13 protein-coding genes are annotated in these 15890 nt (G+C 40.8%); 9 read left to right on the top strand and 4 right to left on the bottom strand.

The window, feature by feature from the left end:
* Positions 1–307 precede the first annotated feature (307 nt).
* Complete coding sequence (locus BMY50_RS09640) at positions 308–664, bottom strand: winged helix-turn-helix transcriptional regulator (protein WP_093322889.1); 357 nt, start codon at positions 662–664, stop codon at positions 308–310.
* Positions 665–807: 143 nt separating this feature from the next.
* On the opposite strand from BMY50_RS09640, the gene BMY50_RS09635 reads away from it, so the two are divergent.
* The 3 genes from BMY50_RS09635 (at position 808) to BMY50_RS09625 (ending at position 5135) form a co-directional block, all read left to right on the top strand.
* Positions 808–1338 (top strand): NAD(P)H-dependent oxidoreductase, encoded by a 531-nt coding sequence (locus BMY50_RS09635; RefSeq protein ID WP_093322887.1) that lies wholly within the window; start codon positions 808–810, stop codon positions 1336–1338.
* Between the two features lie 274 nt (positions 1339–1612).
* Positions 1613–2221: a LuxR C-terminal-related transcriptional regulator gene (locus tag BMY50_RS09630; RefSeq protein ID WP_093322885.1), complete on the top strand. Its 609-nt coding sequence runs from the start codon at positions 1613–1615 to the stop codon at positions 2219–2221.
* 136 nt (positions 2222–2357) lie between these two features.
* A complete protein-coding gene (locus tag BMY50_RS09625) occupies positions 2358–5135 on the top strand; it encodes a hypothetical protein (RefSeq protein ID WP_162276570.1) in 2778 nt (925 codons plus the stop codon).
* A gap of 3 nt (positions 5136–5138) precedes the next feature.
* Here the strand turns inward: BMY50_RS09625 and BMY50_RS09620 are convergent, their stop codons facing one another.
* Genes BMY50_RS09620 through BMY50_RS09610 form a run of 3 tightly spaced genes read right to left on the bottom strand, consistent with a single transcriptional unit; the run spans position 5139 to position 7911 of the window.
* Positions 5139–6542: a hypothetical protein gene (locus BMY50_RS09620; RefSeq protein WP_093322880.1), complete on the bottom strand. Its 1404-nt coding sequence runs from the start codon at positions 6540–6542 to the stop codon at positions 5139–5141.
* Positions 6517–7371, bottom strand: coding sequence for a COG1470 family protein (locus tag BMY50_RS09615; RefSeq protein WP_093322877.1), 855 nt, complete (start codon positions 7369–7371; stop codon positions 6517–6519). The genes BMY50_RS09620 and BMY50_RS09615 overlap by 26 nt, the downstream gene beginning before the upstream one ends.
* 6 nt (positions 7372–7377) lie before the next feature.
* The gene (locus BMY50_RS09610) at positions 7378–7911 is read right to left on the bottom strand and encodes a hypothetical protein (protein ID WP_139202243.1); all 534 of its coding nucleotides are present in this window, start codon (positions 7909–7911) and stop codon (positions 7378–7380) included.
* A 354-nt stretch (positions 7912–8265) separates the two neighbouring features.
* On the opposite strand from BMY50_RS09610, the gene BMY50_RS09605 reads away from it, so the two are divergent.
* The 6 genes from BMY50_RS09605 (at position 8266) to BMY50_RS09580 (ending at position 15847) form a co-directional block, all read left to right on the top strand.
* Complete coding sequence (locus BMY50_RS09605; RefSeq protein WP_238383702.1) at positions 8266–9927, top strand: pectate lyase family protein; 1662 nt, start codon at positions 8266–8268, stop codon at positions 9925–9927.
* A 244-nt stretch (positions 9928–10171) separates the two neighbouring features.
* Positions 10172–10630: a (2Fe-2S)-binding protein gene (locus tag BMY50_RS09600; protein WP_093322874.1), complete on the top strand. Its 459-nt coding sequence runs from the start codon at positions 10172–10174 to the stop codon at positions 10628–10630.
* 47 nt (positions 10631–10677) lie between these two features.
* A complete protein-coding gene (locus BMY50_RS09595; protein ID WP_093322873.1) occupies positions 10678–12810 on the top strand; it encodes a xanthine dehydrogenase family protein molybdopterin-binding subunit in 2133 nt (710 codons plus the stop codon).
* Positions 12807–14003: a cysteine desulfurase family protein gene (locus BMY50_RS09590; RefSeq protein ID WP_093322871.1), complete on the top strand. Its 1197-nt coding sequence runs from the start codon at positions 12807–12809 to the stop codon at positions 14001–14003. The genes BMY50_RS09595 and BMY50_RS09590 overlap by 4 nt, the downstream gene beginning before the upstream one ends.
* A 48-nt stretch (positions 14004–14051) precedes the next feature.
* A complete protein-coding gene (locus BMY50_RS09585; RefSeq protein ID WP_093322870.1) occupies positions 14052–15218 on the top strand; it encodes an XdhC family protein in 1167 nt (388 codons plus the stop codon).
* An 8-nt stretch (positions 15219–15226) separates the two neighbouring features.
* Positions 15227–15847, top strand: coding sequence for a nucleotidyltransferase family protein (locus BMY50_RS09580; protein WP_093322868.1), 621 nt, complete (start codon positions 15227–15229; stop codon positions 15845–15847).
* Positions 15848–15890 lie beyond the last annotated feature (43 nt).

The raw sequence follows: 15890 nt of genomic DNA, 5'->3' as shown, positions 1-15890 counted from the left end.
TTTTTAGACTCCTATGATTGTAAACATATTTGCTAGTTTTTTTATGATTTATACTCCTGTGGATTAAATAGTTGAAATAATTTTGCTTTAACTAAATGATCACTTCTATAACAACAAAGAGCTGTTTAGCGGATAAATAAAAAATCTGATCGAGATTGGTTATTGGTTTATATTGGTTGTTCCCCCGCGTTTGGTTACCGGGGGAATTTTTTGTGCAATGTGTTTGTTTATTTTTTGTGGCTAATGGCGAGGCTTGAAGTAGATTTCTACCATCTGTTTGGGTGGTTTTAAAAATTGATTACTCCTTTTACGTTAGGCTTTTGTGTTTCTCTCCCCACTTTTCGAGTTGTTTAATAATAGGTTTTAATTCGTAGCCAATTGGGCTTAGTTCGTATTCTACCCGTGGTGGCACTTCTGCATAAATGGTCCGTTTCACAATTTTGTTTTCCTCCAATTTCCGCAGCTGCAAGGTCAGCATTCGTTCGGTTATGTTTGGTAATTTTTTTTTCAATTCACCAAATCTGAGTTTTCCGCTTATTAACCAGGAACAAATTACCAAAGCCCATTGTCCGCCAATAATGTTTGCAGCATAAGCTTCCGGGCATTCATCGGCTAAAGCCTGTTTGTTGGCAAAGTTTGTTGATGTTTCTTTAATCTTAGACATTACTTACATTTTTTATAGTACCTCACAATTGGTAGCTAATGTAAAAAAAACGGATTACCTATTTTATTTTTGCATCAGATAATTTTTAAAATTTTGGTCAGATGAACGCAACAGGCTCCATCTGACCATTAAAAAATAAACAGATGAAAACATTGGTAATCGTTATCCATCCCGATATTAAAAATTCGGTTGTTAACAGTAGATGGATTGAAGAACTGAATAAATTTCCTGACAAATATGTGGTCCATCAGCTATACGAAGTATACCCCGATGAAAAAATTGATGTGCTCGCGGAACAAAAACTGATTAAGCAATATGACAAGATTGTATTTCAGTTTCCTTATTATTGGTTCAATTGCCCTCCGCTTTTCAAGAAATGGTTAGATGAAGTTTTGACGCATGGGTGGGCTTATGGAAGCAAAAGTGGTTATCATGTTTCAGGTAAGAAAATTGCCCTGGCAATTTCGTTAGGGGTTGATGAACATGAATATGGCCCATCAGAAGTATACAAATATACCTTGGAAGAGTTAACCCGTCCATTTGAGCTAACTTTTGAATATGTAAAAGCCGATTACAAGCCATTATTTGCATACTATGGGATTGAGTACAACTCCTCTGTTGAATGGATTGAAAAAAGTGTTCCTCAGTACCTGGATTTCTTAAATGCGTTATAAAGATTTTGCACTAGTGGTTTTCCTTGTCATATAATCTACCATTTTCAGTTTGCCATTGCGTACGAAATGACGAAAGCCGCCAATCGGAAATGTACTTGACATAACCGCTATCAAATACAATTTATAATTTTGTGTGTATATGTTTAATATACATATATTCTCATTTATTCACTAATTATACAAATATATTTCACATAAATTCACATTTTTATCAAACCAATATTAAATTTAATTGTTCATCAACTACCAACTATCTATTTTATGAATCGTAATTATGATAAGTGTAGGAATAATAGCTCCCGACGAGCGTACGAGAACCACAATTAGAGTCCTGTTGACGAACCAACGATGTCATCAACTCAATATTGTTTTCGAACTGGAACGTTTAGGTGGCCCACTCATATTGCAAAAAGTGAAGCCACCGCATTTAACGCTCATAGAATTAAAAGGTTCGTCTGTCAAAGTTATTAAACAAATTAAAGCAGAGTTTCCCGAAACGAACATAATTATATTAAGCGAGGTTGCCAGTATTGATATGGTTTTCGAAACACTTCGTGCGGGTGCAGTGAGCTACTTATTAAAATCTACCTGTTTAAATAATATCGCATCAGCACTGATTGCTACGCACAACGGGGGGTCTGTGATCAGCCCCTTTATCTCGCGTGAAATGGTAGATCGGATCCATCATGCACAACTACAGGAAGACCTGCTGTCTGCCCGCGAATTGCAAATCGCAAAGGGTATTGCCGACGGACTTAGTTATAAACTTGTGGCTGATCGATATAACTTAGCCGTTGATACAGTACGGGTTTATATCAAGCGAATTTACCGCAAACTTAATATAAACAGTAAAGGAGAGCTGATAGCTCAATTAAAAGCCTGAGGTCGTCACATCGATATGTGACACCGATCTTTTCCCATTTTCTTTGCTAAATCGAATATTTGTTTTTGGGGATTTTTAATGTAGACACGCCATGCTCCTTAAAGGCATTTTGACCATAGTAATCCTTCTTTACGCAATGGCGTTAGTCCCAACTTATCTGTATGCGCAAGAACCTCCAGAACTTATCTACGCTTTCGAGAAAGATACGATTATTATACAACCCGGTAAAACATTTAGTAATAAGCTCGTAGTGAAAAACCATAGCAAGCAATCGGTCCTTCTAAAAATGGAACCAGCAAGCAAAGCGTCGCATAATGCCCTCATTGCCTTACCGGATACGATAAGAATCTCACCAGGCGAACAGAAAGCATTTCCAGTAAAGTATTTAGCAGATAAAAAGACGATCGTCGAAAACCTGCAACACTTTGGAGTGCACCTAAAAGTAATGAATCATAATGTGAAAGCGGCTTCGGCTGCTTACTTTTACACGCAATTAGCAGACATACGCACATTGACACTGCAGACGGAACAGCCAGTCTACTTCTTGCAGCCAACAAGTAACCAAACACAGCTAATGTTGAATTGTGTAAACAGCGGACTGATTCCCCTTTCGTTTCGACTGATCTTAAGCGAGGTCCCAGAGGGTTTGGAATTTATAGGAGAACAGATGAACATGACGCTACCCCCGGGTGGTCGTCAATTGGTTCCCTTCACCGCTCGGAAGAAAACCGACAGTCGCCAGGCTTCTGATTTTTCGGTTACTATTCAGGCAGTTGACGCCAGTGGCCAGCAACTGGCAGTATATCGTGTGCGTGTTCAAAGTGTTAACAGTGTTAGTTCTTTCTTTAGCAACGCCCCTTTCGCACAGACACCCAATAATACAGCTGCCTTTCGGTATCTCAGCTTAAATCAGTATAATGAGATTTACCAGATGCAAGCGAATGGTCAACTTAACATGGCGAACAACCATAATTTGAACTATCGATTGAATCTTGATTACTATCAGCAATTGGGTGGCGTGAATCTTTATGATACCTATTTGTCATATAGAAATAGGCAATTTGGTGTGAAATTGGGTAATATATATGAAAATTTAGACTACGCCTTGAGTGGTCGTGGTGCTCGTGCCAGTTATTATCTCAATGACGTGGATCGTATAAGTGTATATGCGCTTCAAAACAATTATATGCTTGCTTCGCAGATATTCAATGATTTGCCGAATGAAAATATCTTGGCTGCAAATTATAATTTTTTAAGAGATGGGCAGGAGGGACGTTTGACATACGTACATAGTCATCAATCATTTAATGCCTTAAATAGTCATCAAGTCAGTACGGCAATTCCATTTAAACTAGGAGAGCAGCATAACTTAAGAATAGAAGCCGGTTATAGCCAGGAAACTTTTACCGATACGCCAAGCACTAAACGGGCGGTGGCGGGAGGAGTTGATTATTCGATTACCCGTAATGGCTATCAATTCAGCACGAATAATTACTATAGTAGTCCTTACTTTACAGGGCTTCGACGCGGTATTCTGCAAAGTGATACACGAATACTTAAAACGACAGAAAGTGGGCAGACATATTCCGCGCGTGTTAGTTTGTTGAACAACCGACCTTCTTATCAGGGCAGAAGATATGGATATGGCTATTTACCTTTTCAAAATAGTATTTATGTTTATGAACTGGGTTATAGCATGAGTTTAGGCAGCTTTCGTCTGGAAGTCAAGCCCTATCTGATGCAACAGCGTTTACGGAATGGAACGTATTCACCTAATGGAGCGAGCCAACCTCGATGGAAATCCGCTGCAATCCGTTCACAACTAAACCTAAGTTATGCTGCTCCTGTGCATAGTTTCTATTTGCACGCTGACTACGGATACGTCTATGAAAGCACGACGCCTATGGCTCCCGATCCTTATCACTCCTTACGCGTTAATGGTAGCTATATCAACCCCCTATTTGGCGTTAGTACTTATATTCAAATAAACCCTTATTACCTGAGCGATTTGTTTGCCAACGCAAATGATGCTGCGTATCGATTGTATTCCATAGGTCCTAATACTAATTTTACAATTTTCAAAAACAAACTCCAGGTACAACTGGCAGCCATGTATAATTATTATGGTTTTACGAATACACATAATTATTCAGTAAATGGTTCGGCGCGATGGCAATTGAAGGGCAATTGGGCGATTGCCACCGATGTTTTTTATACGGTAATGAAAATGAGGACCGCTGTACCGGCGGAAGTGGGTTTCAGCTACATTCGATCTTCTTTTGATACGAGACAAATTCGCATTGGAATTGAAAAACAGTTTGCCGCAATGCATGCGTCCAACGGAAAAAAACTTCGTCTAATCTACTATGGCGATATGAATAATAATGGCAATCGAGACGAAGATGAATCGTACATTGCTGATCTCATGGTGAAAATGAACGATCAGACCGCGGTTACAGACAATTCTGGCCAAGCAGAATTTCAACACATGCCAATTGGAAATTATACCGTTGATTTGGTGAGTACCAAAGGGTGGATAAGTACAGAACCGGTATCCATTGTGCTCAATAAAAATAAAACAATAGAAGTTCCACTTACACAAACTAGAATGCTGCAGGGAAGGATGCAGGTTATGGGTAAAAACTATCAGTCTACTGCTCCGCTCTTATCGGGTATTCGCCTCATTGCAACCGATTCACAGGGTAGGCAGCATCAGACGCTTACCGATCAGGAAGGTAAATACACTTTTTATTTAGCGCCGGACATTTACAAAATTACGATTGAAACGGAGGACATGCCCTTCTCTATCGAAAATAAGGTAGAACAGATCAATATGAATGCAGCACAGGAAAAATATATACTGGATTTCAAGTACCGTGATCAGCGCCGTAAGGTGGGGATTAAGAAATTCTAGTAGTTAAAGGGCGGTAAAGCTGTAAATAACAGTAGTGCTGTAAGTACCCGCCGGTTTACCAAGTAATTGTGATACTGCCGTGTTAAGGATACTATAGCGAATATCCAAGGTTCTGTCAATTACTGGGTTGGCATTGTTTATCAACTGTTGGGGGGTGGTGGAGAGGCTAACTGTGTTGATACCCGTTTGCCCTGAAGCGGCACCAATACGTAATATATTCACCGGTATTTGTCCGCCTGATCCTGAAAAATTGGCCGCTGATGCTCGTACGTAAAGGCTATAAGGCGTTGTTTTACTGATGCGGAGGTGCTGTGTAAGATCCCGTGTTATGCCCTGCCGATAATCAGTGACATCATCGAAAACGAGGCTGACACTTGGCTGTAAAGCTACTAGCTCGGACAAGTCACTTACCACCACTTGGAGGCTTCCATTTCGTTGTGCCTGTAAAGCACCGTTGGGATAGGCACTTGTTAATTTACTCCATGTATAGGTAAAAGGTACCGAATAGGTGCCTGCTTGCACAAAACCGGTTTTCAGGTTATTCCCCGTGATGGAAAAGTTGGCCGTCAATGTTTGGTTATTGTTTAAAGGGACTGCAATACCCGAAGCAGCCGTTAGTGGTTGGGAGCTAGTAGAAAGTGTAATAGGCGTTGCCGTCGCTATATTCGATAAGGTTGAACTGACAAGACCAACCGAGGTCGTGGGTACTTGATTATAAGTGCTGCTGGTGCTGAACGAAAATTGAGTACCGGTTGTTTGCAGATTAAGTAAGTAGGGTACCGTTGTGGAAACAGCAATGTTGCCTGAGGCGTTGATGCCGGTGCTGTTTCTAAAAAAACTCAGATTATTCACCGGTAAACTTAGCGCAGGAAGTGTTGTTTGGGGAGCAATAAATCCCGGTACATTTATATCTAAGTTGGGTGTTGTTGGGGTAATTTGATTCGGGAATATGAGCCCGGTCCTGAAATTGATTGGAGTACGGTAAATGCCTGCCACCCAGGTTTGGCTAGCGGTTGTTATGCGATAATCGGCCGTAACAGCACCTGATGAAATACTGGCTAAGGCCGCGTACAGTAAACCATAAGATGTATTCAAGGTGACCTCGGCTGACAGCCCTAACAACGAAAGAGACCCTATGCTTCTTAAGCGTATATGAGCAATATTCAAAGGCAGAGTAGACGATCCTCCAACGGTATTGGCAAAGTTGGCGCTATTTGCTCTTACTTCGATGCTTGGTATTAAGCTAATTAGGCTCGAATAGGTGCCGCTCGCCAGCGTAGCTGTGTAAACTGAACGTGAAGTGATATTTGCTTGCGGTAAATTAATGACGATCTGTCCATACGTTGGAATCGAGAGCGAAAGGTACCAAAAAAGTAAGCCTTTAATAACGAATCTCTTTCTCGGCAACCCGCAATTCATAATTATTTCCTGCGTCTAAAATAGCAACCCCTAAATACTTCCCTTTCAGTGAAAGCGGCAAATCTACATAAATCCATTGTACAGCTTCCGGCAACATGGCTATTGCTGTCGTTTTTATTGGAATCTCCTTCCCGGTTTGCATATTTGTTAATTCAAAACGTACTTGGGCGTCCTTATTAATTTTTCCAGTATTTTTAACCTTCAACGCTACTCGTCGAAAGCTGTCTGCCGCGATGCTAATAGCACCTCGATCTTCAAAAGCTAAGAAATCCAGTTCTCCAGACGTAAGTCCGGATGGTATATGATAAATCTGTACGCCCACCTCTAAAAGGACGTTCACACCTAGCTGCTTTCGTTCTTTTGAAACCTTGTTTTGCTCCTTCATTTGCGTAAAGAAAAGCATGCTGTTCGTCAGACTGTTTGCTGACGAATCTTGCGGAACCGTTAACGATACAGCTATGCGTTTGGTTTCGTTCGGGTTTAAGTTAATAGTGGATTCCGAGAGCTTTAACCATTGACTGTTGGAATGGTTCGCTGTTCCGGGATCACTATAAACTTTTCTGCCTATTGAATCACGATACCAATCTTTCAGTCCCGTCGTAAAATTAAACGGTATCGAAGAACTATTCGTCAGGGTGATCATTTCTTGCACCGTTTCCCCAGGAATCCCTTTGAAAAAAATACGAGAAGGAGATATAGATATTCCCTGAGCAAAGCAGGTCCAAGTACATTGCAAATAAAAGAATCCGATAAAAAATACCCAATATCGAGCTAACAACCTATTAGTCAATCCTAAATGCTGTTTTTCATAAAGCATACACCGTCAAATTTGCGTCGCTGTATAAATAACCGTAGTGGAATATACATCTGGCATCTTGTTAATTAGCGACGTGGCATCGGGGATAGTATAGTTAATATTATAGGTTGTTCCAATTGTGGCCGGGCCATCAGTTACCAAGGTCCCAGCGGTTGACGACAAAGGTACTACTGCTGGTGTTCCACCACCTGTAGTGGAAGGATCCACGCTTACCTGGACAATATTCAGTGGAATGGGGACGTCATTCTCCGGTACAACGGTAAATTCCTCTGTAGCTTGTACAGTTACCTCATAATCTTGATTGCTCACAACCGTAAAGTGGCCAAGCTTTGGTTCTACCTGGGGTGTCGTGTAATCTTCAGGCGTACTATAGACAAAGGTTACATTGGGGTCCGCCCCTAAATCAATGGATATTACCGGCGCGGTCAAGTCTATTGAAACTGTTACATTACCTGTTTGATCTGTTTGCGCATGAACTAAACGGAACTGCGTTACTAGAGCGAGAGTTAAGATTCCCGAAAATAAAAATAGCTTTCTCATAATTACCTTTAGTTTATCTTCCATATATAGAACACAAAAATTGTACTTATTCCGCTCCAGAATAGAATTACCAATGTCACATATAGATGTTACGAAGTACTTACATGTGCTAATTGTCGAATAATTTTGATAACAAAATATTCCGTTAAGGTAAGGGCGATTTTTCGGCAAAGAATTGCTCAATCGCTGTTGAAGGTTCAGTGAAGCAAAGACAAATATCAAAGAACATAACTAAAGCTGTTTATGACAAACAGAAATGTATGGTATGACAATATCATATATTAAGAAGATAATAATCTGTAAAAATTGCATTAAACAATCGAAGATATTTGTTCAGCTAACCTTTTTAGAACTATGTTGATCGTAAAAAAGACCTTTTTTCTCACCTTAACAAGTAAAATAACAAAAACATTGTGGGTGTGCGTTTTCTTATTTGGCTTAATAAATAGCACGAAAGCACAATATCCGGTAATTCCTCCATCAGTAGAAGATTCTGCAAATGCAGAAATGGCAAAATTTCAGGCGCAAGCTGATGCCGCTTGGAAACGAGCCTTACCTATCATCGAAAAAGAGGCAAAAAATGGAAAACCATATATTCCTTGGGCGAGCAAGCCTGAAGACCTACCTCAGTCGAAAATTCCTGCATTTCCTGGTGCAGAGGGGGGAGGTGCCTTTTCCTTTGGCGGCCGTGGAGGCAAGGTGTATGTTGTAACAAGTCTAGCCGACAGTGGTCCGGGTACCTTTCGAGATGCTTGCGAACAAGGTGGGGCACGTATTGTGGTTTTTAATGTAGCGGGGATTATCCAACTGAAGAGTCCTATTAGCATTCGTGCTCCCTACATTACAATTGCAGGACAAACAGCTCCAGGTGATGGAATTTGTATTGCAGGAGAGTCCGTTTTGATCGACACACATGACGTGGTGATTCGTTATATGCGATTTAGAAGAGGAGCAACAGACGTCACCAGAAGAGATGATGCATTAGGGGGCAATGGTGTTGGAAACATCATCATCGATCACGTTTCGGCCAGCTGGGGTCTAGACGAAAACATGTCGATGTATCGCCATGTGTATAATAGAGGAGATAGTCAAAAGCAAGAAAAGCTTCCTACAGTGAATGTCACTATCCAGAATTCTATTTTTTCTGAGGCGCTAGATCGTTATAACCATGCTTTTGGCAGTACGATAGGTGGATTAAATAGCACCTTTATGCGCAATTTGTGGGCAAGTAATATTAGTAGAAACCCATCGGTAGGCATGTATGGAGATTTTGGCTTTGTGAATAATGTTATCTTCAATTGGTGGAACCGAAGTGCCGATGGGGGCGATCATCGATCGCTCTATAATTTTATAAATAATTACTATAAACCGGGGCCAATTACGCCGTTGGATAAACCTATTGGCCACCGAATCTTAAAACCTGAAGGCAATAGGGCCGAAAATCACCATGACGAGTATGGCAAGGCCTATGTAGCCGGAAATATTGTAGAAGGCAATGAAAGGGTTACAGCCAATAATTGGGATGGTGGCGTCCAGATAGAGGATATGCCAGATGCGGGTAAGTTTACGTCGAAAATCCGCGTAGATAAACCCTTTCCAATGGCCAAAATCACAATGACGTCTGCGCAGGAAGCGTATCGCTATGTGCTTAAAAATGTAGGCGCTAATTTACCCAGAAGAGATGCTGTAGACAAACGTATTGTGAAGCAAGTGGAAACAGGTAAGATATTCTATAATAAAGAGGCGGATACGGTTGATATCGCTAGTCCGTTTATCAAACGCCGTTTACCGAAAGATTCTTACAAACTCGGTATTATTGCAGATCCCGCTCAAGTGGGCGGTTACCCAACATATGAAGGGACACCGTATAAAGATTCGGATCAGGATGGTATACCAGATGAGTGGGAGACTGCACATGGGTTAAATCCTCAAGATGCCGATGACGCAACAGCAGATAGAGACCAGGATGGCTACACTAATATTGAGGAGTTTATTAATAGTGTCGTGCCTAGCTAGTAAATTGAAGATAAAATATTGCCATCTACAGAAAAGGGATTTGTGAAAGCGGATCCCTTTTTTGCTATACAAATTAAGTATCATAATCCTTCCCGTTGTTTCGAACTGTAACTTTCTTGACTGATATAGTAGATTATTTAGAAAAAATTCTATTTTTGATAGAGGCTTCTCCCCATTCTATGTACTTAAATCCGTGAAGTCTTTTTTTAAATCATTGTTATATTTTACTAAAAAACTAAACATTATGGCAGCATTTAGTATAACAGTTAACAACAAAAAGCATCAGGTGGAGGTAGATCCCAAAATGCCTCTATTATGGGTAATACGCGACGTTATAGGTTTAACGGGTACAAAATATGGATGTGGTATAACACAATGTGGAGCATGCACTGTGCATGTGGGAAATGCAGCAGTTAGGTCATGCATGTTTCCTGTAGAAAGTGTTGGCGACGAAAAGATAACAACCATCGAAGGACTTTCTGAAAGTGGCGATCATCCTGTTCAATTAGCCTGGAAGGAAATAGATGTTCCACAATGTGGTTATTGCCAAAGTGGACAAATTATGGCGGCGGTTGCGTTGCTGAAAGAAAACCCCAGCCCAACGGATGATGACATTCACAAAACAATGACTAATATCTGTCGGTGTGGAACCTATAACCGGATAAAAAAGGCAATCAAGGCGGCTGCTACAGCGCGTGTATAATAATTAGTCAATCTCATACCATAAATTAAAACAGAGGACACAAAATTATGGAAGGACTGGTGAAAAAATTAAATAGAAGGAATTTTATCCGTGTAAGTGCTATTGCTGGAGGAGGCTTTGTACTTGGCTTTAATTTTCTTTCTTCCTGTTCGCCTGAGCAAAGGCCTGGCCAACTGATCGATCTAAACGCTTTCGTGAAAATCGACACCAATGGTGAAATCACGATTATGAATCCCAATCCCGAAGTCGGTCAAGGAGTAAAAACGGCGCTCCCTATTTTGGTTGCCGAAGAGCTTGATGTAGACTGGAAGGATATACGTGTTGAGCAAGCTGGATTAGATACCAATAAATACACCCGGCAAGTTGCAGGCGGAAGCGGATCGGTACGCGAAAGTTGGGAATCTTTTCGTAAGGTGGGAGCTACTGCCCGGCAGATGTTAATCAATGCGGCTGCAATGGGGTGGGCCGTTTCAGCAGATACCTGCCATACTGAAAATGGTATGGTTGTACATAAAAAAAGCGGGAAAAAAGCTAAATATGGTGAGCTCGTTGAGCGTGCTGCAACATTGGATGTGCCACAGGAAGTAAACCTTAAATCGAATGCAGCTTTTAAGCTGATTGGTAAACGTATCGCTAATGTAGATAATCAGGCTATTGTAACCGGTCAGTTTAAATATGGTATTGATACAAAAAGAGAGGGGATGTTATATGCCACGATTATCAGACCGCCAGCATTTGGACAGTTATTGGAATCTTTAGATGATACAGCGGCCAGAAAATCGCCCGGGGTTAAACAAGTGCTTAAATTTGAAAACAAAATAGCAGTATTGGGACAATCTACATGGGAGGTGTTGCAGGGTGCAAAAATGGTTAAAGCGGAGTGGAAAGATGATGGCATATTGGAAAGTACCACTGATTATAGCAAAAATCTAAAATCCGTTTTATTAAATGAACCTAAAGAAGAATCCCGGAGAAAAGATGGCAATGTTTTGGAAGCTTTTTCTTCTGCTGCAAAAGTAGTTGAATTAGATTTCGAGGCCCCCTTTTTGGCACATAACACCATGGAGCCTATGAATTTCTTTGCGCATGTCAAAAAAGATAGTGCTGAACTGTATGGTCCCATACAAACGCCTGAGCGAACCAGAACACGCATTGCGGAATTACTAGGTATTCCCGAAGAAAAAATAGCTATTATGATGACCCGAATGGGCGGTGGTTTTGGTAGAAGATTGATGTCTGATTTCGTAGAAGAGGCAGCTACAGTATCCAAGCTAGCCGGAAATATACCCGTAAATGTTATCTGGTCGAGAGAAAGTGATATGAGCGGGGGCTTTTACAGACCCATGTATAGTTATAAATATAAGGCGGCTGTTGATAATGATAATAAATTAATAGCGTGGCATCATCATTCTGTTGGCGTTGGAAGCAGTGCCGCTAGCGGGGATAGTTTTCCAGCAGGAGCGGTGGCCAATTTTCAAGTAGACACGGAGGAATATAAATCACCAGTATCAACAGCCCCTTGGCGAGCGCCTACGCATAATTTTATCGGATTCTCAGAACAGTCGTTTATTGATGAGATTGCGCATAAAATAGGAAAAGATCCTGTTGCATTTAGATTGGAAATGTTGGAGCAGGCAAAAAATAACCCTATAGGTAAGGTGAATTATAATCCAGATCGTTTTGCTACCGTTATAAAAAAGGCTGCAGAAGTGGCTGAATGGGGAAAGAAGAAGGCGGGGAATGTTTTTCAGGGTTTCGCGGCACATTTTTCATTTGAAACGTATGTTGCGGAAGTGGCAGAATTAGAGAAGCAAGCAGATGGGAAATTAAAACTTAAAAAAATCTATTGCGTTGCAGATTGTGGAACTGTTGTGAATTTAAGCGGTGCAGAGACGCAGTTGGAGGGAGGAATAATTGATGGGATTGGACATGCGATGTATGCTGAACTTACGCTAACAAAAGGTAAGCCCGATCAGACAAACTTTAATACGTATAGGATGATTCGGATGCGGGAGGTGCCGGAAGTGGAAGTGCATTTTATTCAGAATAATGAAAAGCCTACCGGGCTTGGCGAGCCGGGTCTACCTCCTGCAGGACCGGCATTGGCAAACGCGGTATTTGCTGCCTCTGGCGTACGACTTAAAACGCAACCATTTATTAAAAGCGGACTTTTTGCATGACTTCTTCTCCAAGATATCTCGATTATTGTGCCACGACACCGTGCGATCCGGATGTTGTGCAAAGTATGTTACCCTATTTTACTGAACATTTTGGTAATGCGGCAAGCCGGGATCATAATTTTGGCTGGCTAGCATTGGACGCTGTAGAAATAGCCAGGGAACAAATTGCACATTTAATCCAGGCCGCATCGAAGGAGATTGTTTTTACTTCAGGGGCAACAGAGTCTATTAATCTAGCATTAAAAGGACTCGTAGATGCCAGTGAATCCAGCACAAACCATATCATTACATCGAAAGTTGAACATCAAGCAGTTTTAGACACTTGTGCCTATCTAGAAAAGAAAGGCTATTCCATCACCTATTTAGATGTAGACGAATACGGACTAATTTCTTTGGAAGCATTAGAGGATGCTATTCAAGAAAAGACGCTCTGTATTGCATTGATGTATGGAAATAATGAAACGGGCGTATTAAATCCGGTGAGGGAAATAGGCCATATTGCACGGAAATATGGTGTCTGTTTTTTTTGTGATGCTACACAGGCTGTTGGAAAAGTTGATGTTAATGTTAACGAGGCCGAAATAGATTTAATGTCTTTCTCCGCGCATAAGATGTATGGGCCGAAGGGGGTGGGTGCTTTATTTGTGAGAAGGAACCTGCCTATGTCAAAAATTTCACGTCAGCAACACGGCGGGGATCATGAAAGGGGAAGCCGTAGTGGTACCTTAAATGTTCCCGGAATTGTCGGGTTCGGAAAAGCTGCTGAAATTTGTAGTAAAAAAATGCGTGCTGAAAGCGCATTTCTACAACATTTAAGGGATACCTTGGAAACGATGCTATTAAGCAAGATTCCATCCGCTTGTATAAATGGAGGGAAAAATAGATTACCTCATATAACAAATGTGCTGTTTCCCTCAGTGGATGCTGAACTGCTTTTGCTTGCAACATCTAAGCATTTAGCGCTTAGCAGGGGAAGTGCCTGTTCAGGAATTACGCAAAAGCCTTCCCATGTATTACAAGGAATGGGGTTAACGGATGAACTTGCGCGCAATGCCATTCGAATAAGTTTAGGGCGGTTTACTAAAGAGGAGGATATAATGTATGCGGTAGAGATATTAAGTAACGCGGTGTCAGCAATGGAAATTAAAAATAAGGATATAAGGAGTGTGCTCATCGGTAATACAATTGATTGATAATGGTTATCTTTGTTAATTACCAGTGGTTCGTGATAGGTTTGGCTAATGAAAGAAATAAAGCAAATAATCCAGGCATATGAAGAGGCTTGCATAAATCAACAAAAGGTTGCATTGGCAACTGTTGTACACGTTGAAGGATCGTCATATAGAGGGCCGGGTGCACGTATGTTGATTAAGGAGGATGGCATGCTTGTGGGGGCCATCAGCGGAGGCTGTTTGGAAGGAGATGCATTAAGGAAGGCGCTAATGGTGATGATGCAGGGTAAACCCTTGCTGACCACGTATGATACATCTGATGAAGACGATGCTTTTATTGGTGTAGGGTTAGGATGCAATGGTATTATACGGGTACTTATAGAACCTATCCTGCAGGACGATGAGGCAAATCCTATTATGCTTTTAAAAGCTGCTCTGCAAAATAGACAGTCTTCTATAGTCGTTACTTTTTTCTCCTTGCACGATAAATGGCGGGAGGATCAAGGAACGCGTTTACTCCTTAAAGAAGGCGGTAACCAGATGCAGAATAGTGTTACGACGATAGATTTTCAACGAGTAGCTGAAGAAGCGAAAGAAATATTCGAAAAGAGATGTTCATTTTTCGTCCAATACACCTCTTCAGAAAAGGAACCTGTTGATTCGCCGCTCACGGCTTTTATGGAATATATAGCACCTAATATGTCACTTGTTGTGGTTGGCGCTGGAAATGATGTCTTTCCGTTGGTGCAGCTTGCAGAGGTGCTAGGTTGGCGTATTACGTTAGTTGATGGACGGCCTAATTACGCAAGTGCGCAACGTTTTCCTAATTGCCAGTTGGTTGTTTCTGAACCTGAAAAAGCCCTTAAAGACATTAGTATAGATGATAAAACAGCTGTTATATTAATGACACATAACTATCATTACGATAAAAATATGCTAAAGGCCTTATCAACCTATTCAATAAGGTATATCGGTATGTTGGGGCCAAAAAAGAAACTCGATAAGCTATTGAAAGAGCTCGAAGAAGAAGGCGCCGATCTTCGTCAGAAATTACTAAATATATACAGTCCTGTAGGTTTAAATATAGGAGCTGAAACTTCAGAAGAAATAGCGCTTTCAATCATTGCTGAAATAAAGGCTGTGTTTGCCAATAAGGCAGGCGGATATTTGCGTGATTTATCAGGTAAAATACACGACAGAAAAACTGAAATTGTAAATGCCGTTATTAATGTTTAATTTAATAGATGAAAAGGTCTCAGAACAAGGTATCCTATGGTATCGTACTATTAGCGGCAGGGATGTCTAACAGATTGGGTAGGCCTAAGCAGCTATTAACTTATCAAGGCGATTACCTACTTAATCATGCGATAAAAGTAGCTGAACAAATTAAAGAGGCGGTTACTGTTGTGGTAATAGGGGCTGAAGCGGAATCACTATTAAATGAAATAAAAGATTTCAATGTAAAGGTGGTAGTGAATCAACAATTTAGAGAAGGAATGGCCTCTTCGATCCGATGCGGTGTGCAATATATACAGCATCATTATAATGAAATTGAAAATATTATCATGATGGTTTGTGATCAACCATATGTCAATACAGCTCACCTTTTAAGATTGATTGCCTGCCATCGAGCTACAGAAGCTAAAATAGTTGCTAGCACATATAGTAATAGAAAAGGTGTACCCGCTTTATTCAATAAGCAGGTTTTTCCTGAATTGTTAACATTGGAAGGGGATGTTGGTGCGAAAGAGCTTATTAAGAAATACGATTCGGAAGCAGTCACTGTTTTCTTGCCTTTGGGAGAAATAGATATTGATACCGAAGAAAATTACAAAGTATTAATAAATACCGATTCGATAAAATAAGCGTGATCGGGTAGGATTCACACATACAAGTGAAAAAGAAAAA

Source organism: Olivibacter domesticus (genome assembly GCF_900109575.1).
In the GTDB taxonomy this organism is placed as follows: Bacteria; Bacteroidota; Bacteroidia; order Sphingobacteriales; family Sphingobacteriaceae; genus Olivibacter; species Olivibacter domesticus.
Note: the sequence above shows the minus strand (reverse complement) of the source record. Positions and strands in the feature narration are given on the sequence as shown.

Bases quoted from the DNA above. Each gene is read 5' to 3' on its own strand.
- BMY50_RS09640 (WP_093322889.1), bottom strand. From the start codon at position 664: ATGTCTAAGATTAAAGAAACATCAACAAACTTTGCCAACAAACAGGCT.
- BMY50_RS09635 (WP_093322887.1), top strand. From the start codon at position 808: ATGAAAACATTGGTAATCGTTATCCATCCCGATATTAAAAATTCGGTT.
- BMY50_RS09630 (WP_093322885.1), top strand. From the start codon at position 1,613: ATGATAAGTGTAGGAATAATAGCTCCCGACGAGCGTACGAGAACCACA.
- BMY50_RS09625 (WP_162276570.1), top strand. From the start codon at position 2,358: ATGGCGTTAGTCCCAACTTATCTGTATGCGCAAGAACCTCCAGAACTT.
- BMY50_RS09615 (WP_093322877.1), bottom strand. From the start codon at position 7,371: ATGCTTTATGAAAAACAGCATTTAGGATTGACTAATAGGTTGTTAGCT.
- BMY50_RS09610 (WP_139202243.1), bottom strand. From the start codon at position 7,911: ATGAGAAAGCTATTTTTATTTTCGGGAATCTTAACTCTCGCTCTAGTA.
- BMY50_RS09605 (WP_238383702.1), top strand. From the start codon at position 8,266: ATGTTGATCGTAAAAAAGACCTTTTTTCTCACCTTAACAAGTAAAATA.
- BMY50_RS09600 (WP_093322874.1), top strand. From the start codon at position 10,172: ATGGCAGCATTTAGTATAACAGTTAACAACAAAAAGCATCAGGTGGAG.
- BMY50_RS09595 (WP_093322873.1), top strand. From the start codon at position 10,678: ATGGAAGGACTGGTGAAAAAATTAAATAGAAGGAATTTTATCCGTGTA.
- BMY50_RS09590 (WP_093322871.1), top strand. From the start codon at position 12,807: ATGACTTCTTCTCCAAGATATCTCGATTATTGTGCCACGACACCGTGC.
- BMY50_RS09585 (WP_093322870.1), top strand. From the start codon at position 14,052: ATGAAAGAAATAAAGCAAATAATCCAGGCATATGAAGAGGCTTGCATA.
- BMY50_RS09580 (WP_093322868.1), top strand. From the start codon at position 15,227: ATGAAAAGGTCTCAGAACAAGGTATCCTATGGTATCGTACTATTAGCG.